The organism is Collinsella sp. TM10-22 (assembly GCF_003466125.1).
GTDB lineage: Bacteria > Actinomycetota > Coriobacteriia > Coriobacteriales > Coriobacteriaceae > Collinsella.
Genome location: NZ_QSOC01000001.1, coordinates 57,055 through 81,202 on the forward strand (window position 1 = coordinate 57,055; position 24,148 = coordinate 81,202).

22 protein-coding genes, 2 tRNA genes, 1 other RNA gene and 1 pseudogene are annotated in these 24,148 nt (G+C 61.2%); 17 read left to right on the top strand and 9 right to left on the bottom strand.

Going from position 1 to position 24,148, the window contains the following annotated elements; translation table 11 throughout:
- Positions 1 to 205: 205 nt before the first annotated feature.
- Positions 206 to 397, bottom strand: a complete 192-nt coding sequence (locus DXD94_RS00265) for an Arc family DNA binding domain-containing protein (RefSeq protein WP_117734980.1) — start codon at positions 395 to 397, stop codon at positions 206 to 208.
- 64 nt (positions 398 to 461) lie between these two features.
- Positions 462 to 1,481 carry an SPFH domain-containing protein gene (locus DXD94_RS00270; protein WP_117762864.1) on the bottom strand — a complete coding sequence of 340 codons (1,020 nt, stop codon included), beginning with the start codon at positions 1,479 to 1,481 and terminating at the stop codon, positions 462 to 464.
- Between the two features lie 394 nt (positions 1,482 to 1,875).
- Between DXD94_RS00270 and DXD94_RS00275 the strand changes: the two genes are divergently transcribed.
- On the top strand, positions 1,876 to 3,126 hold the full coding sequence (locus DXD94_RS00275) for an MFS transporter (protein WP_117734982.1): 1,251 nt from the start codon (positions 1,876 to 1,878) through the stop codon (positions 3,124 to 3,126).
- A 1,407-nt stretch (positions 3,127 to 4,533) separates the two neighbouring features.
- On the opposite strand, the gene DXD94_RS00285 is transcribed toward DXD94_RS00275, so the two are convergent.
- From DXD94_RS00285 to trpS, 3 genes are all read right to left on the bottom strand, one after another.
- Positions 4,534 to 4,896, bottom strand: a complete 363-nt coding sequence (locus DXD94_RS00285) for an MGMT family protein (RefSeq protein WP_195838530.1) — start codon at positions 4,894 to 4,896, stop codon at positions 4,534 to 4,536.
- Positions 4,897 to 5,090: 194 nt separating this feature from the next.
- A complete protein-coding gene (locus DXD94_RS00290) occupies positions 5,091 to 5,954 on the bottom strand; it encodes an HAD-IIB family hydrolase (RefSeq protein ID WP_233540280.1) in 864 nt (287 codons plus the stop codon).
- Between the two features lie 136 nt (positions 5,955 to 6,090).
- Positions 6,091 to 7,140 (bottom strand): tryptophan--tRNA ligase, encoded by a 1,050-nt coding sequence (gene trpS, locus DXD94_RS00295; RefSeq protein WP_117762865.1) that lies wholly within the window; start codon positions 7,138 to 7,140, stop codon positions 6,091 to 6,093.
- Positions 7,141 to 7,295: 155 nt separating this feature from the next.
- Here trpS and DXD94_RS00300 point away from each other — a divergent pair, with 155 nt between their 5' ends.
- Entirely contained in the window at positions 7,296 to 7,826 is a 531-nt protein-coding gene (locus tag DXD94_RS00300) for a hypothetical protein (RefSeq protein WP_158564760.1), read from the top strand.
- 87 nt (positions 7,827 to 7,913) lie between these two features.
- On the opposite strand, the gene DXD94_RS00305 is transcribed toward DXD94_RS00300, so the two are convergent.
- The gene (locus DXD94_RS00305; protein WP_117762867.1) at positions 7,914 to 8,672 is read right to left on the bottom strand and encodes an HAD family hydrolase; all 759 of its coding nucleotides are present in this window, start codon (positions 8,670 to 8,672) and stop codon (positions 7,914 to 7,916) included.
- 315 nt (positions 8,673 to 8,987) lie between these two features.
- Between DXD94_RS00305 and rpsA the strand changes: the two genes are divergently transcribed.
- From rpsA to DXD94_RS00320, 3 genes are all read left to right on the top strand, one after another.
- Complete coding sequence (rpsA, locus tag DXD94_RS00310; RefSeq protein ID WP_022095232.1) at positions 8,988 to 10,154, top strand: 30S ribosomal protein S1; 1,167 nt, start codon at positions 8,988 to 8,990, stop codon at positions 10,152 to 10,154.
- A 343-nt stretch (positions 10,155 to 10,497) separates the two neighbouring features.
- Positions 10,498 to 10,859: RNase P RNA component class A (rnpB, locus tag DXD94_RS00315), an RNA gene on the top strand.
- Between the two features lie 330 nt (positions 10,860 to 11,189).
- Positions 11,190 to 11,828: a YigZ family protein gene (locus DXD94_RS00320; protein WP_199407141.1), complete on the top strand. Its 639-nt coding sequence runs from the start codon at positions 11,190 to 11,192 to the stop codon at positions 11,826 to 11,828.
- Positions 11,829 to 11,895: 67 nt separating this feature from the next.
- Here the strand turns inward: DXD94_RS00320 and DXD94_RS00325 are convergent, their stop codons facing one another.
- A complete protein-coding gene (locus tag DXD94_RS00325; protein ID WP_117734986.1) occupies positions 11,896 to 12,342 on the bottom strand; it encodes a C-GCAxxG-C-C family protein in 447 nt (148 codons plus the stop codon).
- A gap of 233 nt (positions 12,343 to 12,575) precedes the next feature.
- On the opposite strand from DXD94_RS00325, the gene DXD94_RS00330 reads away from it, so the two are divergent.
- The 4 genes and pseudogenes from DXD94_RS00330 to DXD94_RS00345 all read left to right on the top strand — a co-directional run.
- Positions 12,576 to 13,859, top strand: a complete 1,284-nt coding sequence (locus DXD94_RS00330) for an O-acetylhomoserine aminocarboxypropyltransferase/cysteine synthase family protein (protein WP_117762868.1) — start codon at positions 12,576 to 12,578, stop codon at positions 13,857 to 13,859.
- 141 nt (positions 13,860 to 14,000) lie between these two features.
- Positions 14,001 to 15,305 (top strand): MFS transporter, encoded by a 1,305-nt coding sequence (locus DXD94_RS00335; RefSeq protein WP_117762869.1) that lies wholly within the window; start codon positions 14,001 to 14,003, stop codon positions 15,303 to 15,305.
- 180 nt (positions 15,306 to 15,485) lie between these two features.
- Complete coding sequence (locus DXD94_RS00340; RefSeq protein WP_117762870.1) at positions 15,486 to 16,064, top strand: xanthine phosphoribosyltransferase; 579 nt, start codon at positions 15,486 to 15,488, stop codon at positions 16,062 to 16,064.
- Positions 16,065 to 16,220: 156 nt separating this feature from the next.
- Positions 16,221 to 16,529 (top strand): annotated as a pseudogene (locus DXD94_RS00345) (peptide chain release factor-like protein); the annotation flags it as partial.
- A 21-nt stretch (positions 16,530 to 16,550) separates the two neighbouring features.
- On the opposite strand, the gene DXD94_RS00350 reads toward DXD94_RS00345, so the two are convergent.
- Positions 16,551 to 17,513 (bottom strand): diacylglycerol kinase family protein, encoded by a 963-nt coding sequence (locus DXD94_RS00350; protein ID WP_117762871.1) that lies wholly within the window; start codon positions 17,511 to 17,513, stop codon positions 16,551 to 16,553.
- Positions 17,514 to 17,600: 87 nt separating this feature from the next.
- Entirely contained in the window at positions 17,601 to 19,022 is a 1,422-nt protein-coding gene (locus tag DXD94_RS00355) for a chloride channel protein (RefSeq protein ID WP_117762872.1), read from the bottom strand.
- Positions 19,023 to 19,239: 217 nt separating this feature from the next.
- Here DXD94_RS00355 and DXD94_RS00360 point away from each other — a divergent pair, with 217 nt between their 5' ends.
- The 8 genes from DXD94_RS00360 to DXD94_RS00395 all read left to right on the top strand — a co-directional run bounded on the left by DXD94_RS00360 (position 19,240) and on the right by DXD94_RS00395 (position 24,134).
- Positions 19,240 to 19,647 (top strand): hypothetical protein, encoded by a 408-nt coding sequence (locus DXD94_RS00360; protein WP_233505256.1) that lies wholly within the window; start codon positions 19,240 to 19,242, stop codon positions 19,645 to 19,647.
- 10 nt (positions 19,648 to 19,657) lie between these two features.
- Entirely contained in the window at positions 19,658 to 19,996 is a 339-nt protein-coding gene (locus tag DXD94_RS09765; protein WP_233502172.1) for a molybdenum cofactor biosynthesis protein B, read from the top strand.
- Between the two features lie 5 nt (positions 19,997 to 20,001).
- Positions 20,002 to 20,502, top strand: coding sequence for an MBG domain-containing protein (locus DXD94_RS00370; protein WP_117762873.1), 501 nt, complete (start codon positions 20,002 to 20,004; stop codon positions 20,500 to 20,502).
- 118 nt (positions 20,503 to 20,620) lie between these two features.
- A complete protein-coding gene (brnQ, locus tag DXD94_RS00375) occupies positions 20,621 to 21,979 on the top strand; it encodes a branched-chain amino acid transport system II carrier protein (protein ID WP_117762874.1) in 1,359 nt (452 codons plus the stop codon).
- A 91-nt stretch (positions 21,980 to 22,070) separates the two neighbouring features.
- Positions 22,071 to 22,147: transfer RNA gene (locus DXD94_RS00380), tRNA-Pro, on the top strand.
- A gap of 6 nt (positions 22,148 to 22,153) precedes the next feature.
- Positions 22,154 to 22,227: transfer RNA gene (locus DXD94_RS00385), tRNA-Gly, on the top strand.
- Between the two features lie 317 nt (positions 22,228 to 22,544).
- Positions 22,545 to 23,381, top strand: a complete 837-nt coding sequence (locus DXD94_RS00390) for a formate/nitrite transporter family protein (RefSeq protein ID WP_117763064.1) — start codon at positions 22,545 to 22,547, stop codon at positions 23,379 to 23,381.
- A 240-nt stretch (positions 23,382 to 23,621) separates the two neighbouring features.
- The gene (locus DXD94_RS00395; RefSeq protein WP_117762875.1) at positions 23,622 to 24,134 is read left to right on the top strand and encodes a hypothetical protein; all 513 of its coding nucleotides are present in this window, start codon (positions 23,622 to 23,624) and stop codon (positions 24,132 to 24,134) included.
- Positions 24,135 to 24,148: the final 14 nt, after the last annotated feature.

Below are 24,148 nucleotides of genomic sequence, written 5' to 3' on the forward strand. Positions count from 1 at the left end.
AGCTGGGAAAAGAACGGTCCCCAAAGGCGGATGCCTCCGGGGACCGGTTGGTGCGTATAGAGGGGGCGAGCTTGCTTTGGGTTGGTGTTGGCCCCGCCGCTCGGCTCGACTTTGGAGCGGCGGGGCTCAGCTCTGCCTCGGCGCTGGCGAGGCAGAGCGCGGCTTTGCCCCGACGTCGGCAGCGGCCGAGCCCTGTCTTCCCGGCTTAGCCCTCTTCGCCTTTGGGCGTGCCCTTGAACGAGGGCTCTTTCTTTGGCAGCCTTCCCGCGCGTTTGAGGGCGTCTCGCAAGATCCATTCCACCTGACCGTTGGCGCTGCGCATCTCATCGTCCGCCCAGCGTTGGACGGCCTCCCAGATAGCGGGGTCTATACGGAGTGGATACTGCTTGCGTGCCATGACGTGCCTTCTTGTCGAATGTGCAATTTTGCACCCGTCCCCAAATTACTCATTGGTGTTGGGGTTAGTACAGCGAGCCTGCGTTGAGCACCGGGTGCGCCTCGGATTCACCGCAGAGCACCACCATGAGGTTGCTGGCCATCTGCGCCTTGCGCTCGTCGTCGAGCTCGATGGTGCCGCCGGCAGCCATCTCCTTCACGGCCATGTCGACCATGGAGACCGCGCCCTCGACGATCTTCTTGCGTGCGGCGATGACGGCCTCGGCCTGCTGGCGGCGCAGCATCGCCTGGGCGATCTCGGGGGAGTAGGCAAGATGGGTGAGGCGGGCGTCGTCGACATCCACGCCGGCGGGTGCCAGGCGCATCGCGAGCTCGCGGCGCAGGGCTTCGGAGACCTCTTCCACATTGGCGCGCAGCGTGATGGCGCCGGCGGCATCGGACTCGTCCTCCAGGTGGTCGTAGGCGTACACGCTCGCCACGTGGCGCAGCGCCGTCTCGGCCTGCATGGCGACATAGCTCTGGTAGTCGTCGACGTCGAAGAGCGCCTTGGCGGTATCGGCGACGTGCCACACCACGACGGTTGCGATCTCGATGGGGTTGCCCATTTTGTCGTTGACCTTCAGGCGCTCGCCATTCAGGGTGCGCACGCGGGTGGAGATGGTGGTGGGGTTGCCCTTGGCGGCCTTCTGCGCCGCGGCCTTGGCGGCCTTGGAATCGCTCATCTCGAGCTCGATCATCTCGCCGATCCCGGCCGATCCGCCCATGCTCTTGCTAAAGAACGGGTTGGCCCAGAAGAAGCCCTCGTCGCGGACGGTGCCCACGTACTTGCCGAACAGGATGCACACGCGCGCCTGGCCGGGCTGCAGCGAGAAGAATCCGTTGAGTGGGATGAACCACAGGCAAAACGCGAGGATGCTGAGGCCGAGCCCCCATCCGTAGACTGCGGGCGCGTCGACGCCGTCGGGCGTGCTCGCGAGCCCGATGGTGCTCCAGATAAAGAGGCCGATGATGGCGATGAGCGCCACCGCCACGGCGACGAGCATGCCGTAGCCCGACTTGGCCTTGAGTTGCTTTTCCATGCTCATTGTGAGTTCCTTTCACGACTGCGTCGGCGTTTGCGTGACGTCCCCGGCGCCGCGCTCCAGATTGCGATGGGGAGGAGGCGAGTCCCCGAGCAGTCCGTGCGGCTGCTGATTGCATTGTGATATCACATTGAGACCAAGTCAAGGAGAATCGGATGCCGTCTCTCATGGCATAAGTGGTTCGGGGCGCCCGGCATCTACGCTCCGTAGAGGTCTTCCTGTTGCATCTTGGCTCGCAAGTCCCTATAATAGCCCCACTCACGGCTGAAGGTTTACCTCGAGATTTGGAAAGGGGAGCTGCACCATGCTTGCTTCCATGAGGATTTGGCTCTAGCCACGGTCGCGTGAGCGACCGGTACTTCGCTGCATACCACCGATCGCATCAAAGGATTATTCCATGACACAACCGAATCCCTGCGCTTCTTGGAAGCGCTCGCTCGCCATCGTCTGGATCGGCGAGTTCTTCTCCGTGCTCACGAGCTCCATTCTGCAGATGGGTCTCATCTGGCACGTCACCCTCACCACCGGCTCCGCGAGCGCCCTGTCGTTCGTGAGCCTGGCGGCCTTCTTGCCCATGGCGCTCCTCGGCGCCTTCGCGGGCACCATCGTGGACCGCACGTCCATCAAGCGTCTCATGATCGGCGCCGATCTCTTCATCGCGGCCGTGAGCCTCACGCTTGTCTTCGGCTCGCTTCGGGGCGACCTCTCTGTCGCCGTTGTGGCGGCGGTGCTGTTCGTCCGTGCGCTGGGCAGCACGCTCCATACGCCCGCCTTCAACGCGCTCACACCGCTCATCGCCCCGCCCGAGGTGCTCGGCAAGCTGGCGGGCATGCTGCAGTTCATGCAGTCGGGTAGCTATATCATCGGCAACGCCATCGCCGCGGTGGTCTACCCGGCGTTTGGTCTGACCTTCATGATCGCGCTCGATGTCGCCGGCGCGGTGCTCGCGAGCATCGCGGTGGCGACCTCCGGCATCAAGACGCCGGCGCCCGAGCGCCATACGCCCGAGGAGAACGCCGAGGCGTCGCACCACGCGGTGCGGGCCTTCCTATTGGAGACGGCCAACGGGTACCGCGAGCTCAAACGCCATCACGGTCTGTTCGCCATGCTCTGGATCGGCTTCGCCTTCTCGGTCCTGTTCTCGCCCATATCCGCGCTGTTCCCGCTCATGGTGTTCGACCATTTTGGGGGTACCACTACGCAGTCGGCTATCGCGGAGATCGCGTTCTCGGTCGGCATGATCGCGGCGAGCGGCTGGATCGGGGCGACGGGTGGCCTTAAGAACCGCGCGCTTTCGTGCACGCTGGCCATCGGCCTCTTCGGAGCGGGCACGCTCGCGGGCGGCCTCGTGCCCCCTTCCGCGCTCGTTGTGTTTCTGGGGCTTACGTTCGCGATGGGGGTCTCGAGTCCGCTGTACAGCGCGCCGCAGATGGCGCTCATGCAGGAGCGCGTCGATCCCGAGTGCATGGGCCGCGTCTTCGGCCTGTACGGAGCGGTCTGCAGCTGGGCCATGCCCGTGGGGCTCGTCGCATCGACCTTGTTCGCGGACGCCATCGGCGTAAGCGCGTGTTTCGTGCTCATCGGTGCTGCAATGGTGATCCTAGCAGGCATCACCTGGGCGATCCCGAGCATCCGCAAGATTGGGTAGCGCTCTGGCGGAGTGCGTTTCGTTTCGGACGGCTCGTAGGGTCGCTGCGACGTGAAGGGTGGTCGACGGTGCGCCTGCGAGGGCGCCGTCGACCACCCTTTTGTTTAATTCGTCTGGCCCGGCGCCGATCATCATCTGTTCGCCGGGCGATTGCGATGCCGCCGCTTGCCGATACGCGGCTCCTTACGTTGTGCGCATCCCATCGTTCTGGCAGCGTTTCCTGCAGTTAATCTCCAGAGCCCGAGGCGGTGGCCCCTATGAGTAATCTGCTCGAATCCATTCTGCGCGTCGGTATGACCGTGTTCATCGTCGGCCCGCTCACTGCATGGGTCGCCCGCCGCGGCGCGCGCGAGCGCAGCGAGGCAACGGACAGCCTCGATTGCTTCACGGTGCGCATGCCCGCAGCCATCCGCACGATCATCGCCTGCTGCGCCGTCGCGTTCGAACTGCTCATGCTGGGTGTCTACGTCTGGCAGGGCGTCTCGCTGGGCGAGTGGGACCACGAACTTGTGTGGTTCGGTCATGCCATGGCGCTCGCGGGTATGGCTATCTGGGCCTTGCTGAGCATCCCGCGTATCGACGTGGACGGTGGGCGCATTCTCTCGCGTAACGCCGTCGGCATCCGCAAGGAGACGACGTTTGGCAACATCACCCGTGCAACGCTTCACGCGCAGATGATGAGGATCGACCTGTTTGAGGGCGACCGGAAGTTCTGCTCGATAAGCCTCGAGGGGGTGTGCTCGCTCAACCTCCTCGCCCGTCTGGAGGAAGAGGGCATCGAAGTCTCGGACGCCGTCGACGGTCCCATGACCAAGGCGGGCCTGTGTTGGTCTGCCATCAAGCCGTTGACGATTGTTTTCAACGGCATGGCCCTCGTCTTCTCGCTCGTCCTCGCCTTCATGGCGGTCTTCACCGACGAGGGTGCGCGTCTGCTCGTGCTCATCCCGTTCCTGTTCCTGTTCATAGGGGGGTTCCTGCCCCTGCTCATGCTCGGCATGCCGGCCCGCGGCATCCTCGAGATCGGCAGGCAGGAGCGCGCGCTCGGTTTCTCCTTCTCCGAGGAGATGGCAAGCCGAGGTGCCACGGGTACTTCGCTTGTCGATGACGATTGGTTCATCGAGATCAGCAACGCCCGCGTCGTGGCGTTTCGCCGCGATTACCTCAAGAAGATCACGGCGCACGAGAACAGCGAGAGCGGCGACCGCTGCACGGTGACCACGAGGGGTGGTCGCAAAATCAAGGTGTATGCAAGCGGGCAGCACGCTCGAGGACCTGCGCACGTGGTTCAAACAGGGTGCCAAGGTCAGAAGCACACTCGACCGCGCGGGGGACGCACTCGAGGCGACCGTTTGATTGGGTTGCCTGCCAAGGATCCAAAACGGGAAGGGGCGCTGTCGGCGCCCCTTGTCATACCAGGCCCGCTGGCCAGCGAGAGGCCTGCAGGTCGACATGTCCGTTGGCGAGGAAGGCAACGCCTTCGTCCTCGAGCAGTGTGCGCTGCGCCTCGGGCCCACCGAAGGCGAACCCCTCCGCGAGGCGTCCGTCGGCGAATACGATGCGATGACAGGGGATGGTGCCGGGTTCCGGATTGACGTGCAGGGCGTATCCCACGTATCGGGCTCGACGGGGCTCACCAACGAGCTTGGCGATCTGACCATATGTGGCAACCATGCTGCAGGGCACCTGGCGTACCATGTCGTATACGCGGTTGAAGAATCCGTCGGTGTCCCGGTCTGCCATGCCGCCCTCACTTTCAATCGATATCGCCATTGTAGTCAAGAAAGGCGCCCCACATGCGCGGGGCGCCATTCCAAAGAGGTGTTGCGCGAGGGGAGGGAAGGCGCAACGTTCGTGTCGAAGGTCTTTAATTCGCCTGTGCCTTCATTAAGTTAACTATAGCTAATTCTCTGAGACCCAAGTCGTAGACCGACAAGCACACAGCCTCTCCATAAGTTAATCAAGGGTTACAAATAGAAAGACACAGTGACATGTGGTCGTTGGGGTTCAAGGAATCGCTCGATGAGTTCGGAGAACGCACCCTCAGTCCCAGCCGTTTCAAGGACGACATCGCAATACGGCCGCACGTCGTCGGTGACATTCGCCACGCCGACGCCCAGTCCCGCCGCCTTGATCATGGAGAGGTCGTTTGCGGAATCACCAACGGCGATGACCTCGGACATCGGAATTCCCAGCATATCGGCAAGGCGCGTGAGCCCCGTCCCTTTGTCAACGCCTGCGGGCATGAGTTCGAGGTAGCGCTTGGAGGAGAAGGTGATGTCAACGCCGAGTCGCTCGGCCATCGGCGCGAGCTTGCGGCCCAATTCCTGCAGCTCATCGAAGTCCCAGTCGACGTACAGGATCTTCACGATGCCACGGCCTTCAAGGAATGAGAGGTCGGGATGGTCAGATCCGCGAAAATGAGTGACCCCGGTGATCGATTCCAGATAGTCGCGCTCCCGTGTGGGTGCGTCATTCACGAACACGTGGCCGTCGGCGACGTTGACGTGCATGCAGAGTCCGAGTTCGAGCCCCTTTGCATAGATCGCGTTCGCGCATTCGTTGGAAAGGCCGCAGGTGGTGAGCGGGGTGGGGTCTCCCACGCGGTTGATGAAGCCGCCGTTATAGGAGAGCACATAGCCGTCTTCGATCAGCTCGCGGGCCTCCCCCGAGAAGTTGTCCATGATAGAGGAATACCATCGCCCGCTCGAAGGGACGAACAGCACACCGAGCTCCCTCATGCGTTTGAGTGCTCGGAGATTGGACGCCGGGATGGCGTGGTCGGCATCGAGAAACGTCTCATCCATATCGCTGGCAACAAGTCGGTACATGCAATCCCCCATACAACGTAAAAAACGAGGCGGGCTTATTATCGCCCACCTCGTAAGACCTTGGCTATGTCGAAGGCGTGGACACGTGAAGATGGCCCATTCGCGTGTCGCGGCGCGTTTCCGCGAGCCGGATGGCTTAGTACACCATTCCCATGGCTTCGCGTACCTCGGCGAGCGTGGCCTCGGCGACCTCGTTAGCGCGGCGGTTGCCCTCGTGCAGGACGTCCTTGACGTAGTCCATATCCTGCACGAGCTCCTTGCGGCGCGCGCGGATGGGGGCGAAGTGCTCGTTCACGCTCTCGGTGACGTACTTCTTGAGCGCGCCTGCGCCGCCCATGCCGATCTCCTCGGCGATCTCGACCTCGGAGCGGCCGGTGCAGATGGCGGCGGTGGAGAGCAGGCCGGACACACCGGGACGGGCTTCGGGGTCGAACGTGATCATGCGCTCGCCGTCGGTCTGGCTCTTCTTGATGCGCTTGGCCGTCTCCTCGGCGGTCATGGAGATGTTGATGGCGTTGCCGTAGCTCTTGCTCATCTTTCGACCGTCCAAGCCGGGCAGCAGCGGCGTGTCGGACAGCAGCGCGTCGACCTCGGGGAACACCTTGCCGTAGCGGTTGTTGAACTTGCGTGCGATGGTGCGGGTGAGCTCGATGTGCGGCAGCTGGCCGCGCCCGACCGGCACCACGTTGCCCTTGCAGAACAAGATGTCGCACGCCTGGTGCACGGGGTAGGTGAGCAAAAGGCCGGTGAGCTCATGGTCGCTGGCCTCCATCTCGGCCTTGACGGTGGGGTTGCGCTGCAGCAGGGCCTCGGACACCAGCGACAGGAACGGCAACATGAGCTGGTTGGCGGCGGGCACGGCGGAGTGCGCGTAGATCATGGTCTTGTCGGGGTCGATGCCGCAGGCAAGGTAGTCCATGACCATGTTGTACACGTTGTCCTGGATGTGCTCGGTGGTGTCGCGGTCGGTGATGACCTGGTAGTCGGCGATGAGCACGTTGGTCTTGGCGCCCATGTTCTGCAGCTCAACACGGCCCTTGAGGGTACCGAAGTAGTGGCCCAGGTGCAGACGGCCGGTGGGGCGGTCGCCGGTGAGCATGGTGAACTTCTCGGGGTGCTGCGGCAGGTCGGCGCGGATCTGGTTGCTGCGCTCGAGGCTGACCTCATAGCTGAGCTCGTTGGGCATGCTGTCTCCTTTTGGGTTGAGTGCCTGGCCGGCATTGTCGGTCTTGGTTGAAGATGAAGCTACCAGAGAAACGGCGTCTCTTGCCGGAATCAACGATGGTTTTCGCCGTGTCGTCCCGCAGGGCCGTTTCCCTTCTTGGGAAGGAGCCCCTCGATATGCTCGAGCCGCTCCTCATGGGCCACGTGCGCCGCGCGCTCCTCGGCGGCGAAAGCGGGGTCTTCGGGCGTGACGGTCTCATCTCGCTCGACTCCGGTACCACCGCGACGGCGCTCCTGAGCCTGCTCGTCGACAAGCCGGTGACTATCTACACCACCAACGGCTATGCATGTCGGTTTACGGGCGAGCTTGCTGCTAAGGTGGTGGTAATTGGCGGCGACTTCAACCCCGTTACCTGCTCGCTCACCGGTCCTATGGTTGAGAGCGCGCTGCGCGAGCTGTACTTTGACCGGGCGTTTATAGGTGTCAACGCGGTGGACGAGGACCGCGGTATCATGACGCCAGGTTATCCCGAGGCTATCAAAAAACGTATCGTGATGCAGAATTCCCAGGCGAGTTACGTACTCGCCGATAGCTCCAAGTTCCACGTGTTTTCAAATGTAAAGGTGTGCGACCTGGAGGGCTTTACTGTTATTTCCGACAGGCGCGACTCCAAAATCGGCGAACGCGTCAAAATGATCACGGCCTAGGACACTGGGGCATCGCATCTTGCCCTTAAGCCGTTGCCCACGTAACGAAGCGTGGGGCAAACGTGCGCCCCATTCCTGATTTGGGGACTAGCTTAGTTCGTCGGCTATTTGGTGCTCGTAGAAGGCTTCTACTACGGCGTTAAAGTCGCGGGCGAAGTCTTCCATGGTTCCACGCCAGGTGGCTCGGCCGGGCTTTCCTTGGCCCACATAGGCGGTTTGAATGCCGCAGGCGGGGCTGGGGAAATCGCGCTTGGGATCGTTGCCCACCATAAGGACCTCGTGCGGCTCGAGCCCCATGACCTGCAGCTGCTCTAGATAATATGTGGCATCGGGCTTGCAGCGCGTGGCGTTGCCCATGTGCGTTACGAGCTCGAAGGGCGCGTCTGTCAGCTCGCCCCAGCCCATGCGGCACTCGATGGCCCCTTGAGGAAAGCTGGGGTTGGTGAAGAGCGCGCAGCGCAGCCCCGCGTCCTGTACGGCTTGAAGCGCGGCGTGCGCACCCGGCATGGCTTTTGCGTTGATCATGTCATCGTTCTTGTACGGCAGAACTTCGTGATCGTAGTAGGTAAACGCCTCGTAGATAAGTGGGTCCGAGAGGCAAATGCCGCACCGGCGCTCGACCTCGGTCTGGTAAAACTCAAGATTGGTGCGATTGTCCGTGCTGCTGCGGCGATTGGCGTTGAGGTCGACCAGGATGGTGCCGAGGCGCGCCATCGTGCCCCCGCGGCTGCGACGTCCGATATCCGCGAGCATCGACGAGACATCCTTAAAATAGCGAAGGATGAACGCGTTGAGGTTGATGCTAAGAAGCGTCTCGTCCATATCGAAAACGACTGCTTTGAGCACGCGGGCACCTTTCTCGAAAAATCGTTCCAGAATCGTATGTCTGGGATACTTTACCCCAAAGCAGTGTGCCTAGCTGCTCATCGTCAACTTGTGGAGACAGTCGTTCACAAGATTGCGAAAAAGTCTCCATACGAGTAAAAAATCGCAGTTCACGCTTGAAATCGAAGCGATTTCCCCGTAATCTATACGGACGTGATTGCATAAGCGTCACATCAGTATCTGTCGGCTCCCGAGTGTTCCTAAACGTTGTGTGCTTGTCGCACCCATCTGTAGGTCCTAGCAATCGGGGCCCCGTAGTTCGAAAGGGGTCCACCTTTGAGTGAGATTCAGAACTCGTCCATTTTCTCTCTTGACGATGTCAACGAGGAGGAGATGAACAACCTCATCGACGGTACGATTACCGACTTTGATGAGGGCGATCTCGTTAACGGCACTGTCGTTAAGATCGAGCATGACGAGGTGCTCGTTGACATCGGATTCAAGTCCGAGGGCGTTATCCCGGTCCGCGAGCTGTCCATCCGCAAGGACGCTAACCCTGCAGACATCGTTGCACTCGGTGATCCCATCGAGGCCCTGGTTCTCCAGAAGGAGGACAAGGACGGTCGTCTGGTCCTGTCCAAGAAGCGTGCCGAGTACGAGCGTGCTTGGAACCGCATCGAGGAGAAGTTCAACTCCGGCGAGAACGTCGAGGGCGAGGTTATCGAGGTTGTCAAGGGCGGCCTGATCCTCGACATCGGCCTGCGCGGCTTCCTGCCCGCTTCCCTCGTCGACCTCCGTCGCGTCAAGGACCTCACCTCCTACATGGGCACCCGCATCGAGGCCCGCGTCATCGAGATGGACCGCAACCGCAACAACGTCGTCCTCTCCCGTCGCGTCGTGCTCGAGGAGTCCCGTAAGGCCGAGCGCTCCGAGATCTTGTCCAAGCTCAAGTCTGGCATGCGTCTCCAGGGCACCGTTTCCTCCATCGTCGACTTCGGCGCCTTCGTCGACCTCGGCGGTATCGACGGCCTCATCCACATCTCCGAGCTCTCCTGGAACCACGTCAACCATCCTTCCGAGGTTGTCAAGGTCGGCCAGGAGGTCGAGGTCGAGGTTCTCGACGTCGATCTCAACCGCGAGCGCATCTCCCTGGGTCTCAAGCAGACCACCGAGGATCCGTGGCGCGCACTGGTCAAGAAGTACCCCGTCGGCGCTATCGTCGAGGGCACGGTGACCAAGCTTGTCCCGTTCGGCGCTTTCGTCGACCTGGGCGAGGGCATCGAGGGCCTGGTGCACATCTCCGAGATGGCCAACAAGCACGTCGATCAGCCTTCTCAGGTCACCCACGTGGGCGACAAGGTTCAGGTCAAGGTCATGGAGATCGACCTCGACCGTCGTCGTATCTCCCTGTCCATGAAGTCCGCTGCTGAGACTCTGGGCGTCGAGATCGAGGTTACCCCGCTGCCTTCCGAGAAGAAGGACGAGGAGACCGACGCCGAGTAAATCGGTTTGACGATCACTTGTTTTAAGGGATCCGTCCGTAATGGACGGGTCCCTTTTTGCATTTACTGCCGAGATGTTCGGTAGTGCCTGCGCGTAACGCTGCTTGGGCTATTCGCTTGCTATTGAGTTGTCGGTGCATGAAAAAACGCCGACATCCCGCCTCGGGGAGGAGGCGGGAACGCACCGAGTAGACGGAGCGGTGCGGAGCGCGGTCGCGTCTCGACTGACGACGTTGCCCATCGGCGTTCCTATTGTACTGCATGACATGGTTCTTGGTTTATCGTGTCGAGCGCTTGTGTTGTGCCGCTGCCTATGCTGACGGTGTGCTACACTCTTGCACTGCTGAGTGGGCCAGACGGTCGCGCGATGTGCTGCTTGCAGCACGCGTGAGGAAAGTCCGGGCTCCAGAGGGCGGGATGCCGGCTAACGGCCGGGCGGAGTGATCCGACGGAAAGCGCCGCAGAAAAGAAGACTCCCACCTGCGCCGCAAGGCGTAAAGGGAAAAGCTGAAACGGTGGTGTAAGAGACCACCAGCGTCGTGGCAACACGGCGGCTTGGCAAGCCCCATCCGGAGCAAGCGCGAATAGGAACGCTATGGGCCGGCCCGGTCCGCGTTCGGGTAGCGTGCGTGGAGCTGCACGGTAACGTGCAGGCAAGATAAATGACCGTTCACGACAGAACCCGGCTTATAGGCCCACTCAGCACTTTGTTGACGCTGCGAACCCGTCAGCGCGGCAATCTGCCTTTCAAGCCTTCGGGCATGACCATAAGGTCAATGCCCTCAGCTTTCAAGGCACCTTGCTCGCGCTGACGGGTTCTCGCCTTCGACGGCGTCAGCTGGCCGATTTAGCGCTCATTCGTCGGTCGCCGCCATAAGGCGTGCTCCCTCCTCTTTCGGGCCAAATCGACTCAGTTGACGCCGTCTCGCTGATTTTGCCTGGTCATCGGTGTCGCCGTTCTATTTACCGGGGTAAACGGTACGGTCTTTGCCGTATTATTGAGGCTGTTTGTTGCTTTGCTTGTTGTTGAGGGGCTTTGTTGGACAGCTATTTTACTCTGCAATCGAATATTGAGGCTTCGGGTGAGTTTGTGGACCGCAAGAGCCGGTTTATTGCCCAGCTGGTCCATATTGAGTCTGAGGATGAGGCGAATACCTTTATCGAGATGGTCCGCAAGCGTCATTACGATGCTCGACACAATGTTCCCGCTTGGATTTTGGTCGATGGACGCGAGCGTCAGAGCGACGACGGTGAACCGAGTCGAACCAGCGGCATGCCGACGCTCGAGGTGCTTCGCGGTGCTGGGCTCAAAAATGTTTGCTGCGTGGTAACGCGCTATTTTGGTGGCACGCTGCTGGGGCCTGGTGGCTTGGTGCGCGCCTATACCGCGGCGACGCAGGCGGCGGTGGCGGCGGCTCAGGAGTCCGGGCAGATCGTCGAGATGACGAGCGTCGTGCCTGTTGACGTGCGTGTGGCCTATCCGCAGTATGAGCAGGTGCTTCGCTTGGCGCAGGATTCGGGTGCCAAGGTTTCGGATACCGATTACGCGGATGCCGTGACGATTCATTTGGTGTTTAAGGCGGGGGAGCAGGAGTCGTTTTGCGCCAAGATGCGCGAGCTTATGGCCGGTCGCGAGGAGATCGAGGTCGGCGCTCCCGAATTTGCTGAGTTCTAACGGCGACGGCCGGCGTGCTTTTGGATGGATCCCAAGCGTGCCGGCCGTCGTTTTCTGTTGCTGCCGTTTACTCGGCGAGCTGCTTTAGCATATCGCAGGCGATCTCGACGGCATCGTCGATGCAGCCGGGGCAGCTGCGGAGCGGACCCTTATCCGATCCGATGCCCTTGAGCGTGCCGCAGACAGTCGTCGTGTTCTTCTCGCCAAAACGCTTGGCGATCTCGCGCGACAGCTTGTAGGTCTTGCCCTTGGACTTGGGGTTTTCCATGCCGTCGCTCATTACAAAGCCCATGATTGCCACGGCGCCCGAGATGGCGCCGCAGGTTTCGGTCATACCGCCCATGCCGGCGCCAAAGCCCTCGGTGAGGGTAAAGGCGACCTGGGGGTCGAGTCCGACGGCAGGCGCGAGCGTGCAGGCGACGGCCTGTGCGCAGTTAAAACCGCGGGCGTGGTATTCGGCAGCCTGAGCTTGGCAGGCGGCGGCGTCGAGCTGGGCAGTATCGATTTGCTTCATCGTTGTCTCCTTGATCACGGTGTACCCGCCTATGGTACCCTTGCTGGCGCACTCACTCATCGAGACCCCAGCGCATATCTTATTGTTTTTCGCCATCGAACACTTTCTTAAGATTTGGGACAAATAAACCTGATTAATTTGTCCCATAACCTATTGGCGGGATGGGTTGAGAGGGGTGCGGGGTAGCGGTATCGTGAACCGAATAAAACAAAACCCAAGTAAGGGAGTTGGATATGAGCGAGCAGACCATCGGTACGACGTGTGTTCAGGGCGGTTATCGCCCGGGTGATGCAGAGCCGCGTCAGGTGCCTATCTACCAGTCAACCACGTGGAAGTACGACACGTCCGAGCACATGGGCAAGCTGTTCGACCTGGAGGAGTCGGGCTACTTCTACAGCCGTCTGCAGAACCCCACGTGTGATCTGGTTGCCGCCAAGATCTGCGAGATGGAGGGCGGTACCGCTGCGATGCTCACGAGCTCGGGCATGGCTGCGAACTTCCTCGCGATTTTTAACGTGGCCGGCTCCGGCGATCACGTGGTCGCGAGCTCTGCTATTTACGGCGGTACGTATAACCTGCTCGCCCATACCATGGGCCGCATGGGTCTGACCTGCACGTTCGTTGCCCCCGACTGCACCGATGAGGAGTTGGAGGCAGCGTTTGAGCCCAATACCAAGCTCGTCTTTGGCGAGACCATCGCCAATCCCGCCCTCGCCGTGCTCGACATTGAGCGCTTTGCCAAGGCCGCGCATGACCATGGCGTGCCGCTGATGGTCGACAACACCTTCCCGACGCCCGTGATGTGCCGTCCCTTTGAGTGGGGCGCCGACATCGTTACGCACTCTACCACCAAGTACATGGATGGACACGCTGCCTACCTGGGCGGCGTGATCGTCGACCACGGCCAGTTTGACTGGATGGCCCATGCGGACAAGTTCCCGGGTCTCACCACGCCCGACGAGAGTTACCACGGCGTGACGTATGCCGAGAAGTTCGGTCGCGAGGGTGCCTTCATTACCAAGGCAACCGCTCAGCTCATGCGCGACCTTGGCCCCATGCAGAACCCGCAGGCGGCGTTCTTCTTGAACAGCTCGCTCGAGAGCCTGCATGTGCGCATGCCGCTTCATTGCGAGAACGGCCTAGCGGTCGCTAAGTTCCTGCAGAGCCATCCCAAGGTGCGCTTTGTGAGCTATCCGGGTCTGGAGGGCGACAAGTACTATGACCTGGCTCAGAAGTACATGCCCAACGGTACTTGTGGCGTCGTGAGCTTTGGCTTTAACGGTGGTCGTGCGGCGGCCGAGACCTTTATGAAGAGCCTTAAGCTCGCCCAGATCGCTACGCACGTGGCCGATGCGCGCACCTGCTGCTTGCATCCGGCAAACGCCACCCATCGCCAGATGAACGATGAGGAGCTCATCGCCTGTGGCATCTCCGCCGACATGGTGCGTCTGTCGTGCGGCCTCGAGGACACGGCCGATCTGATTGCCGACCTTGAGCAGGCGCTTGAGCAGTGCTAGGCTAGCGTTCGCACAAGGCGCCGATGCTGGCAGAAAGCTTCGGTGACCTTTCGTTCCGATTCCGTAGGCGGGACCCCAATCGCGACTGTTTGCAGACGATTGGGGCCCCGTTTTTGCGTTGGGCCACTCGAAAGGATGGATATGGAGAAAACTGCAGAGCAGCTGCGCCGCGAGCACATTGCCCTAGAAGGCGACACCCATGGCAAGAACAAATGGGCGATTCTGTTTACCGTGCTCATCATGACGTTTATGTCGTGTCTGGATTCGACCGTCGTGACCGTGGCGTTGCCCGTGATGCAAAAGGAGCTGGGCGTGGGCCTCGACCACATCCAGTTGGTGAGCTCGGTGTACCTGCTTGCGACATGCGTGGCTATGCTGCCGTTTGGCCGCTTGGGCGACGTGCGCGGCAAGGTGGGCGTATTCCAGCTGGGTGTAATCGTCTTTACGGTCGGATCGTTGCTGTGCGGGCTGTCGGCCTCGCTCGAGGTTCTTATTCTGGCTCGCATTGTCCAGGGCGTCGGTTGCGCGGCGGCCATGGCCAACAACATGGGCATTATTACCGAGTCGTTTCCGGCGCGCGAGCGCGGCCGCGCCATGGGCATTCTCGCGACCTTCGTGGCCCTCGGCATGATGTGTGGCCCCGTGCTGGGCGGAATGCTGGTGGCAAGCTTTCCCTGGGAGAGTATCTTCCTCATCAACCTGCCCATTGGCGTCATCTCGTTTATCGTGGGGCTTTACACGCTGCCGCATGTTAAGCCGGAGGCCGGCGAGTGCCCCATGTCCCTGATCGAGGCTGCTCGCCGCTGCTTTGCAAATTCGGCTTTCACCATCAACCTTGCCTGCATGCTCATTGTGTTCGTTGGTATTGGCGCATCCGAGTTTATTCTGCCGTTCTATTTTCAGGATGCGCATGGGTTTGGTTCCGACATTTCCGGATTGCTCTTTTTGGCGCTGCCGATGGTGAATGCCTTTATCGGCCCGCTTTCGGGTACGGTTTCGGACCGTGTTGGCTGCGAGGGTCCCACGGCGGTCGGCCTAGGCGTGTACGTATGCGGTCTTTTTGCGGTAAGCACGCTCGACGAGCACTCTTCCATCCCTGTGATCGTGTGTTGCGTCGCGTTTATGTCGTGCGGTACGTCGATTTTCCAGAGCCCCAATAACTCGCTGTATATGGGCTCGGCTCCGCGCGAAGCGCTCGGCTTTGCGGGCAGCCTGGGTAGCCTGGCGCGCTATGCGGGTATGGCAGTGGGCATTACAGCGGCATCGCATATCCTGTATGGGCAGATGAGCGTGGCGATGGGCGAGGCCGTGACCAGTATTGTTGCAGGTCGTCCGGATGTGTTCCTGTTTGGTTTTCGCTCGGTATTCTACGTGCTCATGGCTGTGGCGGCAGCGGGCTTTGCGCTCGCCATGGTGCGTTTGGTGAGGATGCGCGCCCGCCATTAGCTTGCGAAGGCGGCTATCGGCCCATTGAAAGTAGCTAAAAGAGCCCCGTCCCAAATTAGCTGGTCTTGCGGCTTTATGGTGCGCAGGGGCTTGTGGGGCGGGCGGGGGTCGGTCCGTGGTAGACTACCGAACAACGTTTATTAATCGCGCGGCATCCTTGCCGCGAGAAGGGGTTGCCTCATGCAGGAGCTTGAGGATCGTATTCGCCATGACGGCATTGTAAAGGCCGGTAACGTCCTTAAGGTTGATGCCTTCCTCAATCACCAGTGCGACGTTGAGCTGTTTGACCACATGGGCGCCGAGTGGGCCCGTCTGTTCGAGGGCGTCGAGATCAACAAGATCCTGACGATTGAGACTTCGGGCATTGGCATGGCCTGCATCGCGGCTCAGCATTTTGGCGGTGTGCCGGTGGTCTTTGCCAAGAAGGCACAGTCCATCAACCTCGACGGCGAGCAGTATGCCACGACCATCTACTCCTTTACCAAGCAAAAGGAGTACCCGGTCATCGTTGGTAAGCGTTTCCTGTCCGAGGGCGACAAGGTCCTGATCATCGACGACTTCTTGGCCAACGGCTGCGCGCTTGAGGGTCTTATCAAGATCTGCGAGGCTGCGGGTGCCGAGGTGTCCGGAATTGGCATTGCGGTGGAGAAGGGCTTCCAGGGCGGTGGCGATAAGCTCCGCGAGCGTGGCTTCCGCGTTGAGAGCCTGGCCCGTATCGCCGATATGGACTGCGAGAACGGCGAGATCACCTTCGCCTAAGCGTGCAACACAAGCGATTGGTATGCGATGTGACAAAGGGACTGTCCCTTTGTCACATTTTTTTGTATGAGGGGAGGTGTTGATATGGATGAGAACAAGATGGGATGGCGCGAGTATGCGGGCTATGCCGCGATGTCGGCTGAGGAGTTGGCGCGCGATTGCGAGGTGCAGGTGTTTCGCGCGACGGGTCCGGGCGGACAAGGCGTCAACACGACGGACTCGGCGGTGCGCATGAAGCATGTGCCCACAGGGATTACCGTGACGGCGCGCGAAAGCCGTAGTCAGTTCCAAAATCGCGCGAGCTGCCTGCGCAAGCTGCGCGCCGAGCTTGAGCGTCGCGGGCGTCCACCGCGCCGACGCGTAAAGACCAAGGTGCCCCAGCGCTCTCGCCAGCGCAGGCTCAACGATAAGCACTTCAATGCCATTAAAAAGGCCAACCGACGCAAGCCGGGCAGGGACGAGTAGTCGCTTGTTCCACTGGTCTTGCTAGCGGGTGGGGTGCCAAACTTGGAGGGCGCCGCCGAGGACGTCGACCTCGATGCGCGAGGCGACAACGGGCTCGCCATCGGCTTGGATGGGGTAATCGGGCTGCTCGAAGGTGAGCTCGGCATGGCAGCAACGGCGCATACGAACCGGCGGCAGCTTGGTGTGGTGGCCGTCCTTGGCCGAAAGAAACATGGGTAGGGCAATCGCGCGGGGGACGGGGCCGCAGGCGTAGCAGACGTCGAGTATGCCGTCGCAGGGGTCGGCATCGGGACAGATGCGATAGCCCGAGCCGTAGGTGGGGCCCAGCTGAATCGCCATGATGATCGCCCGCACGCGCTCGGCGGGCGCGCCGTCAAAGCTGACCGTCATGGGGTAGTTGCGATAGCGCAGACCAAACTGCTCAAGTCCCGAGAGGGTGTAGAGCGGAGTACCCGTCAAGCCGGTCTTTTTGCGCAACTCGGTGGTGCCCAGGCCAATAGCGGCATCGATGCCGACCGAGAGCGTCTGGCCGTAGTACTCCACCGAAGCCTCGCCGCTTCCGCTTGCGGGGTTCCATGAGCGAATACGCCCGATGTCCTGACGTTGCAGCTCAGAGGTGAGCAGCGCGCCAAAATCCTTACCGGAGAAATCGTCGATTCCGAGCGTCTGGGCAAAATCGTTGCCGGAGCCCACGGGCAGGACGGCAAGGGCGGGACGGATGTCCTCTTCCTGCGCCATGAGCCCATTGACAACCTCGTGGATCACGCCGTCGCCGCCGAGTGCGATAACCGTGCGATAGCCCTGGGCCTGTGCGGCAAGTTCCTTGGCATGCCCCATGCGCTCTGTCAGCACCAAGTCAAACTGGGACGCGCGCGCCGTCATGTCCAAAAAGCGTTGCAGGCGCTCGGCAACCTCGCGCGCCGCGCCCGACTGGGCAGCGGGGTTGGCGATGATGAGCGTGCGACCAAAATCAGTTGCGTGCATGGGGCGACTCCCGGCGTGTGGCATGACGGTGCGGTCGCGCTCAGGTCGAATTGCCCCCGATTGTGGCTGCACGGCGAATACTAACGTCTACTCTATCAGGTCGTTGTGGCGCTCGATAGCATCCGCCACCGTGCCGCCCTCGTCCACGATAAGCGAGCGGCACTTAGGGGACACAATGCGCTGGGCGGGATATACGCCGCGGTGTCCGCCAACGAGATAGCTAATAAACGAGACGATGACAAAGAAGCCCGCGGCCGTTCCATGGAACAGGTCGATAGCCATCATGCAGGTGGTGATGGGCACGTTGAGGCCGGCGCAGAAGACGCCGAGCATGCCGAGGGCCGCCATAAAGCTCGGGTCGAGTCCGGCGAGGCAGCCAATCCATCCGCCGAGCGCCGCACCGATGCCAAACAGGGGCGTGACCTCGCCGCCTTGGAAGCCCGCGCCCAGGGTAAGCGCTGTGACGACCAACTTGATGACTGCGTCCGCCAGGGTGGTGTTGCCTGCAAATCCGGCGCCGGAAAGCCACGTGGAAAGGCCGGCGTAGTCCCAGGCGTCGAGTATCGCGTAGGCCGCGAGCACCACGAGCGCGCCCACGAGTGCGCGAGCAAGGTAGTTGGTGATAAGGCGACCGTACAGGCTTTTGACGGTTCGAACCGACCAGGCAAAGAGACGTGCCGTCAGGCCAAAGATAATGCCTCCGATAACGACGATGGCAACCGTTCTGGGCGTCATGTCGGGAACGCTGGCGATGACGTTGCTCTCGTACTGGGTGCCCATAGCGAGTGACGTAAAGTAGCCGGTAAACGAGGCGACCAGGCAGTAGATGCCCGCGGTGTAGTCGATCTTGCCGATAAAGCACATCTCCATGCCAAAGAAAGCTCCGGCAAGGGGCGAACCGAATACGGCGCCAAAGGCCGATGAGATGCCGGCGAGCATGAGGTCATGGTGGTCATGCTTTTTGAGGTGGGCGAGGCTCGAGATGTTGCTGGCGATGGTGCCGCCAATCTGCACTGCGGCTCCCTCGCGACCGGCCGATCCGCCCGTTAGGTGCGTGAGCGTGGAGCAGACGAAGGTGAGGACGGCCATGCGCATATGGATGAGGCGTGTGCCCAGAGCGGAGTCGATGACCAGGTTGTTGCCACGCTTGGCGGCAAGACCGTGGTTTTTGTACACCCACGCGGTGGCCACGCCCACGACGGGGAGCAGGGCGTAGACCCACGCATGGTGCTCTCGATAATCGGTCGCGATATCCAGCGAGGCCAAAAACGCCCAGGCGGCAACGCCCATGGCGAGCGAAACGACAACGACGAGCGCGAGCAGCTTGGCACTCGCGAGCATGTTACGGGCATTGCGGCGCGTGTCGGCGGCCAAGAGCTGCTCAGAGCGGGTGAGCTGGTTGCGACCGCTGATGATCAAGTCGGCCGGAGAGAAGGTTCTGCCGTCTTTGTCCTGACGGGCGTCATCAGACTGGTCGAGTGTATTTTCACGTTTATCGATAAAAGCCATAACGTCCTCTTTTTTGTTGTGATGCATGCATTATAGGACGGCGCCCTCAGTCTCAAGGCGATTGGCAGGTTTCGGACCTGTTACGAGAGGCGCGTAGCCGACAGGTGTATTTGCCGTTGCGGGCCATGTCTTGAGCGGGCAGCGGGGGATTATACTGAACCAAACATAAAGAATCGGCGCTGCCGTTGCGCGCCGTGGCATGTAAGATCGCATCTCGATGCGTCCCGGCAAGGCCATCACGTTTGGCCTGCTTGGGGGCAAGCCGTTTTTGGGGCTTTCGGGTAATCCCGCGGCGGCGTATGCGGGCTTTGAGATGCTCGCCCGCCCCGCGATCCGCAAGATGCGCGGCTTTGCCGAGGGTACGCGTCCCGTGCAGCAGGCGATATTGACGCACGGCGTGAAGAAGCGCCAGGACCGACGCTTCTTCGATCGCGCCACGGTTTTGCGCGACCCCGAGACCGATGAGCTGCTGGTGACCGAGGCCAAGACGCAGAATTCGGCGCTACTCGGCACGATGCAGCGGGCCAACTGCCTGCTGCGTATTGACGAAGGGCCGTGTGAGCTCAAGGCGGGAGATGTCGTGGACGTTGTGCGCGTCGACCTGCCCGAGGGAACGGTGCTATAGGAGGAACGCTATGGAGTTGAAGATATCGATCGTGACGTGCTCGGATACGCGCGACCTTGCCCAGGACGAGGCAGGTGCCGCACTCGAGGAGCTTATCGAGGCGCAGGGATGGACGGTCGCCTCACATGTGGTCGTGCGCGACGACGTCAGCGAAATCGGTGATGCCATTGTGGAAGCCGCCGATGAGTGCCACGCCAATGTCGTGCTCACCTGCGGCGGAGTAACCTTACGGGCTGCTCCGCCTTTTTATGCAGCGACAGTGCGGGCCGTCTCGTGGTTATTGGTAAAAGAAAATTATCAGGCGAGAGATATTTATCATAAACATTATTCGCGCGAAAGCATAATCTAGTAACGGTGAAGGTTGACGACACCGAGCGCTTCGAGGGAGAGACGAACCCCGCGTTCACCTCGAGCCTTGAGAGGGCGGTCGATACCTCGGGCGTGAAGGTCGAGTACTCCTGCGTCGCCGATGAGAGTTCCCCGGCGGGCGAGTACCAGATCGAGGCGACGGTCACCGACCCGAACTTTGATGTCACGGTTGAGCCCGGTACGCTGACGGTGAAGAAGAAGCAGGAGCCCGGCAACCCGGACCCGGATAAGCCCGGGACGCCCGATTCCGACCAGTCGGATTCTGGGGATCCGGCAAAACCAGGTAGTTCGGCTGACTCCGCAGCCGATAAGGCAAGGGGCGATGGTGCGGAAAACCCAGGACAGAAGGCTTCGTCCAAGTCGGGCGCTCAGCAGCTCGCCGATACGGGCGATCACGCGCCATTGGCAGTCGCCGTGGCTGCGGGCGCCGTTGCGCTTATCGCAATAGCGCTCGAGCTGCTGCGTCGTCGTCGCTCGGACGCGTAACGGCTCAAAAGGGGTGGCTAGATTGAAGCTTTGCACGATTTAGTCTGCTAAAGCATATATACTTGCGGGACGGGTCTTTTGCCCGTCCCGTTTTTGTCTCGACTCGAAAGGTGGTCCCATGGCCTCATCCGCTCCCCGCGGCCTGCGCTCCGACCATGTCCTCACTGTCGGCATTGCCCTGTTCTCGATGCTCTTTGGCGCCGGCAACCTCATTATTCCGCCGCTGCTGGCGCTGCTGGCAGGTTCTGCCACGCCGGTCGTCATGCTCGGCTTTCTCATCGCCGCCATCGGCCTGCCCGTCATGGGCTTTATCGCCGTGGCACTTGCCGGAACGGCGCGCGAGCTTGCCGGCCGCGTGCACCCCAAGTTTGGCGAATTCTTTGTCGCGGCGGTGTATCTGGCCATCGGCCCGTGCTTGGCCATTCCGCGCACGAGCTCAACAGCCTTCGAGATGCTGGTGCCGCTGCTGCCCGAGGGCGTCTCGCTCGCCACGGCTCGCCTGGTGTTCGCCGTCGGATTCTTTATCGTCGCATTTGCGCTCACGCTGCGTCCCGGCGTCATCACGCGCGTGCTCGGCCGTATTACGGGCCCCGCGCTCATCGTCCTTATCGTGTTGGTCGTGGGTGCTGCCGTGGTCTCGCCGCTGGGTCCCGCTGCCGCGCCGCAGGCTCCCTATAATGCCGGCGCTGCCGTGCAGGGCTTTTTGACCGGCTACCAGACCATGGACCTGCTCGCCTCGCTCGCCTTTGGCATCATCATCGCCGAGACTATCCACGAGCTGGGCGTTACCGATGACAAGCGCGTTGCCTTCGAGATTTCGCGCTCCGGCGTGATCGCCGGTGTGCTCATGGCCATCATCTACTGCGGCCTAGCACTTGCCGGCACGCAACTCAGCACCGTGATGCCCGATGCCACCAATGGCGCCGCCATCCTCGCTCGCTCTGCCTCCATGCATTTTGGCCTTGCCGGCACGGTCGTGGTCTTTGCGATCTTCTTCCTCGCTTGCATGAACGTGTGCATCGGGCTCATCAGCTGCTGTTCGCGCTATTTCTGCGAGACGTATGTGGTCAAAGGGGGAGCGGAGGCTTCCGAGGAGGCCATGCGCCGTCCCTTTGCGGTTCTCGCCTTTGTGTTCGCGGCGTTTTCGTGCGTGCTCTCCAACGTGGGTCTCGACATGATCCTCATGTTCTCGGTGCCCATGCTCAACGCCCTGTACCCCGTCGCCATCGTGCTGGTGCTTATGGGTCTGGTGCACGGTTTTTGCGACGCGCATCCGCAGGTGTGGGTCTGGGTCGGCGGCGTTGTCGCGGTCCAGAGCGTGATCACCTCGGTCCGCGATGCGTTCTTTACGGGCGCGTGGCTGCCGTTCGATGCGCTGCCGCTGGCAGACATTGGAGCCGCGTGGGCGCCGGTTGCCGTGGTGGCGTTTGTGATCGGCCTGCTCCACAGCCGGTTTGTCGCACATTCGAGGAGCTAGGGTATCGTCACTTGCACAGGCGGGGAGTCTCCCCTATAATTTCCTTCGCTTTGGGACACGCAAGGTTTAGACCTTAGCTGCTCAACACCTTCGGGACGTGGCGCAGTTTGGTAGCGCGCCTGCTTTGGGAGCAGGATGTCGCAGGTTCAAATCCTGTCGTCCCGACCATATCTTGCGGGCGTAGTTCAATGGTAGAACCCCAGCCTTCCAAGCTGATGACGCGGGTTCGATTCCCGTCGCCCGCTCCATAAGAATTGTTTTAACGGCTTTGGTTTCCTTTGGGAATCAGAGCTGTTTTCGTTTACGCGCCGGGCGACGGGAATCGAACCCGTCAGGGTGCGGAGCTGAGAAAAAGCGTGAGCATTTTCCAGCGCAGCACGCAAGGGCCGAAGGCCCGCAGCGAAACAAGGATTTGCGAAGCAAATCCTTGGACTTCCCGTCGCCCGCTCCAAGCTATATAATCGCAGGCCAATATGCTAATTTGGCTCGCGTTTGTTTTTCCCATCTTCGCGGGACATGTTTATGACCAATGTTTGTCCCACATCGTACGAAAGTAGTGATTGCCATGGCACAAAGTAAGGCAGAATATCCCACTCCCGACTGCCTGGCGCCCGCCGCGATCGAGGCCAAGACCGAGGCTGCCGGTGTTGCCAAGGCCAGCCTGCCGGTCTCGAAGGCCTTTTTGCTCGCCATGTTCGCCGGCGCGTTTATCGCCTTCGGCGGCCTGTTCTTCACGGTCTTTCTGAGCGATCCCACGCTTGGCTGGGGCGCCCAGCGCTTCGTGGGCGGTCTTGCTTTTTGCCTGGGACTGGTGCTCGTGCTCATTTGCGGCGCGGAGCTGTTTACCGGTAACTCGCTTATGGTCTGCGCGCTTAAGAGCAAAAAGATCACGCTCGTCCAGATGCTCAAGGCTTGGGCTATTGTGTGGATCGGCAACTTTGCCGGCGCCCTGTTCGTTGTCCTTTTGATTTACATGGCAGCTATTTATAAGCTCAACGGCGAGGCCGTCGCCAACACCATGGTGAGCGTCGCCGCCGGTAAGGTTACGATCGACGCCGTTACCATCTTCTTCCGCGGCATTCTGTGCAACATCTTTGTCTGCCTGGCCGTATGGATCGGCACTGCCGGCAAGACCGTGGTCGATAAGGTCGTGGGCATTTTGCTGCCTATCGCTGCCTTTGTGGCCTGCGGTTTTGAGCACTGCGTTGCCAACATGTACTTTTTGCCCATGGGCATTTTGATGCATTCCTGCGGCTATGGAGCCGATGTCGCCGGCGCCGATGCCCTCAACGCCGCCGGGCTGGCGCTCAACCTTTCGGTCGCCACGCTGGGCAATATCGTGGGCGGCGCCCTGATCGTGGCGCTGGGCTACTGGTTTATTTACGCCAATAAAGAGGCCTAAAGGACCCAACCCATAACCGACCAAAAAGGGACAGGTTTATTTTGGCAGGTTTTGGACGAGGCTACAGCACGCTTGAGTATGACGTCGCGACCTGTGCCCGTGGGGCCGCAAAGAGCACGCCGCGCGTCTGCTGCGCAAGCTTCGCGAGGCTCAGTGCGAAGAGGCCGTGGAGCTGCAGGTTGTCGAGGGCGCCTCTACTCTCGGCGGCGGATCGCTGCCGACTGTCGAGCCCCCAACATTTTGCGTGCCGTCTGCCCTGTCGATGGGCGCCTATCCGCCGATGGCCTCAAGCGCGCCTTGGTTCAGGAGCCCGATACGCCGGTTGTGACGCGCGTGCGGCACGACCAGGTGCTGTTTGACGTTCGCACGCTTTTGCGCGACACCGACCTTGATCTCGATGTCGAGGCGTTTCTTGACGGGACCGTGTTTGCGGGTGCCTCGATAGTGCCGGTGTCCTCCAAGACGGGCGAGGGCCTGGAAGAGCTGCTTACGGCGCTCGATAACGCGGTTTGCTCGTGCTGGTCGGAGCACCTGGAGGCAGCCGCGGGCTCGGGCGCCGCGCCCCGTCTTCCCATCGACCGTTGCTTTAGCATCCGCGGCATCGGAACCGTCGTGACGGGTACGCTGCACGACGGTCCCGTTTCGGTTGGCGATGAGCTCGTTGCGCTGCCGTCGCAAACGCGCTGTCGCGTGCGCGGGGGCAGGTTCACGGGGATACCCAGTGCGCGGTTCCCGGCCAGCGCGTCGCCCTGAACCTGGTGGGCGAT

What these genes read in the sequence shown, in the direction of transcription:
- DXD94_RS00265 (WP_117734980.1), bottom strand. Translation starts at nt 397, where the DNA reads ATGGCACGCAAGCAGTATCCACTCCGTATAGACCCCGCTATCTGGGAG.
- DXD94_RS00270 (WP_117762864.1), bottom strand. Translation starts at nt 1,481, where the DNA reads ATGAGCATGGAAAAGCAACTCAAGGCCAAGTCGGGCTACGGCATGCTC.
- DXD94_RS00275 (WP_117734982.1), top strand. Translation starts at nt 1,876, where the DNA reads ATGACACAACCGAATCCCTGCGCTTCTTGGAAGCGCTCGCTCGCCATC.
- DXD94_RS00285 (WP_195838530.1), bottom strand. Translation starts at nt 4,896, where the DNA reads ATGGCGATATCGATTGAAAGTGAGGGCGGCATGGCAGACCGGGACACC.
- DXD94_RS00290 (WP_233540280.1), bottom strand. Translation starts at nt 5,954, where the DNA reads ATGTACCGACTTGTTGCCAGCGATATGGATGAGACGTTTCTCGATGCC.
- trpS (WP_117762865.1), bottom strand. Translation starts at nt 7,140, where the DNA reads ATGCCCAACGAGCTCAGCTATGAGGTCAGCCTCGAGCGCAGCAACCAG.
- DXD94_RS00300 (WP_158564760.1), top strand. Translation starts at nt 7,296, where the DNA reads ATGCTCGAGCCGCTCCTCATGGGCCACGTGCGCCGCGCGCTCCTCGGC.
- DXD94_RS00325 (WP_117734986.1), bottom strand. Translation starts at nt 12,342, where the DNA reads ATGAAGCAAATCGATACTGCCCAGCTCGACGCCGCCGCCTGCCAAGCT.
- DXD94_RS00330 (WP_117762868.1), top strand. Translation starts at nt 12,576, where the DNA reads ATGAGCGAGCAGACCATCGGTACGACGTGTGTTCAGGGCGGTTATCGC.
- DXD94_RS00335 (WP_117762869.1), top strand. Translation starts at nt 14,001, where the DNA reads ATGGAGAAAACTGCAGAGCAGCTGCGCCGCGAGCACATTGCCCTAGAA.
- DXD94_RS00340 (WP_117762870.1), top strand. Translation starts at nt 15,486, where the DNA reads ATGCAGGAGCTTGAGGATCGTATTCGCCATGACGGCATTGTAAAGGCC.
- DXD94_RS00350 (WP_117762871.1), bottom strand. Translation starts at nt 17,513, where the DNA reads ATGCACGCAACTGATTTTGGTCGCACGCTCATCATCGCCAACCCCGCT.
- DXD94_RS00355 (WP_117762872.1), bottom strand. Translation starts at nt 19,022, where the DNA reads ATGGCTTTTATCGATAAACGTGAAAATACACTCGACCAGTCTGATGAC.
- DXD94_RS00360 (WP_233505256.1), top strand. Translation starts at nt 19,240, where the DNA reads ATGCGTCCCGGCAAGGCCATCACGTTTGGCCTGCTTGGGGGCAAGCCG.
- DXD94_RS09765 (WP_233502172.1), top strand. Translation starts at nt 19,658, where the DNA reads ATGGAGTTGAAGATATCGATCGTGACGTGCTCGGATACGCGCGACCTT.
- brnQ (WP_117762874.1), top strand. Translation starts at nt 20,621, where the DNA reads ATGGCCTCATCCGCTCCCCGCGGCCTGCGCTCCGACCATGTCCTCACT.
- DXD94_RS00390 (WP_117763064.1), top strand. Translation starts at nt 22,545, where the DNA reads ATGGCACAAAGTAAGGCAGAATATCCCACTCCCGACTGCCTGGCGCCC.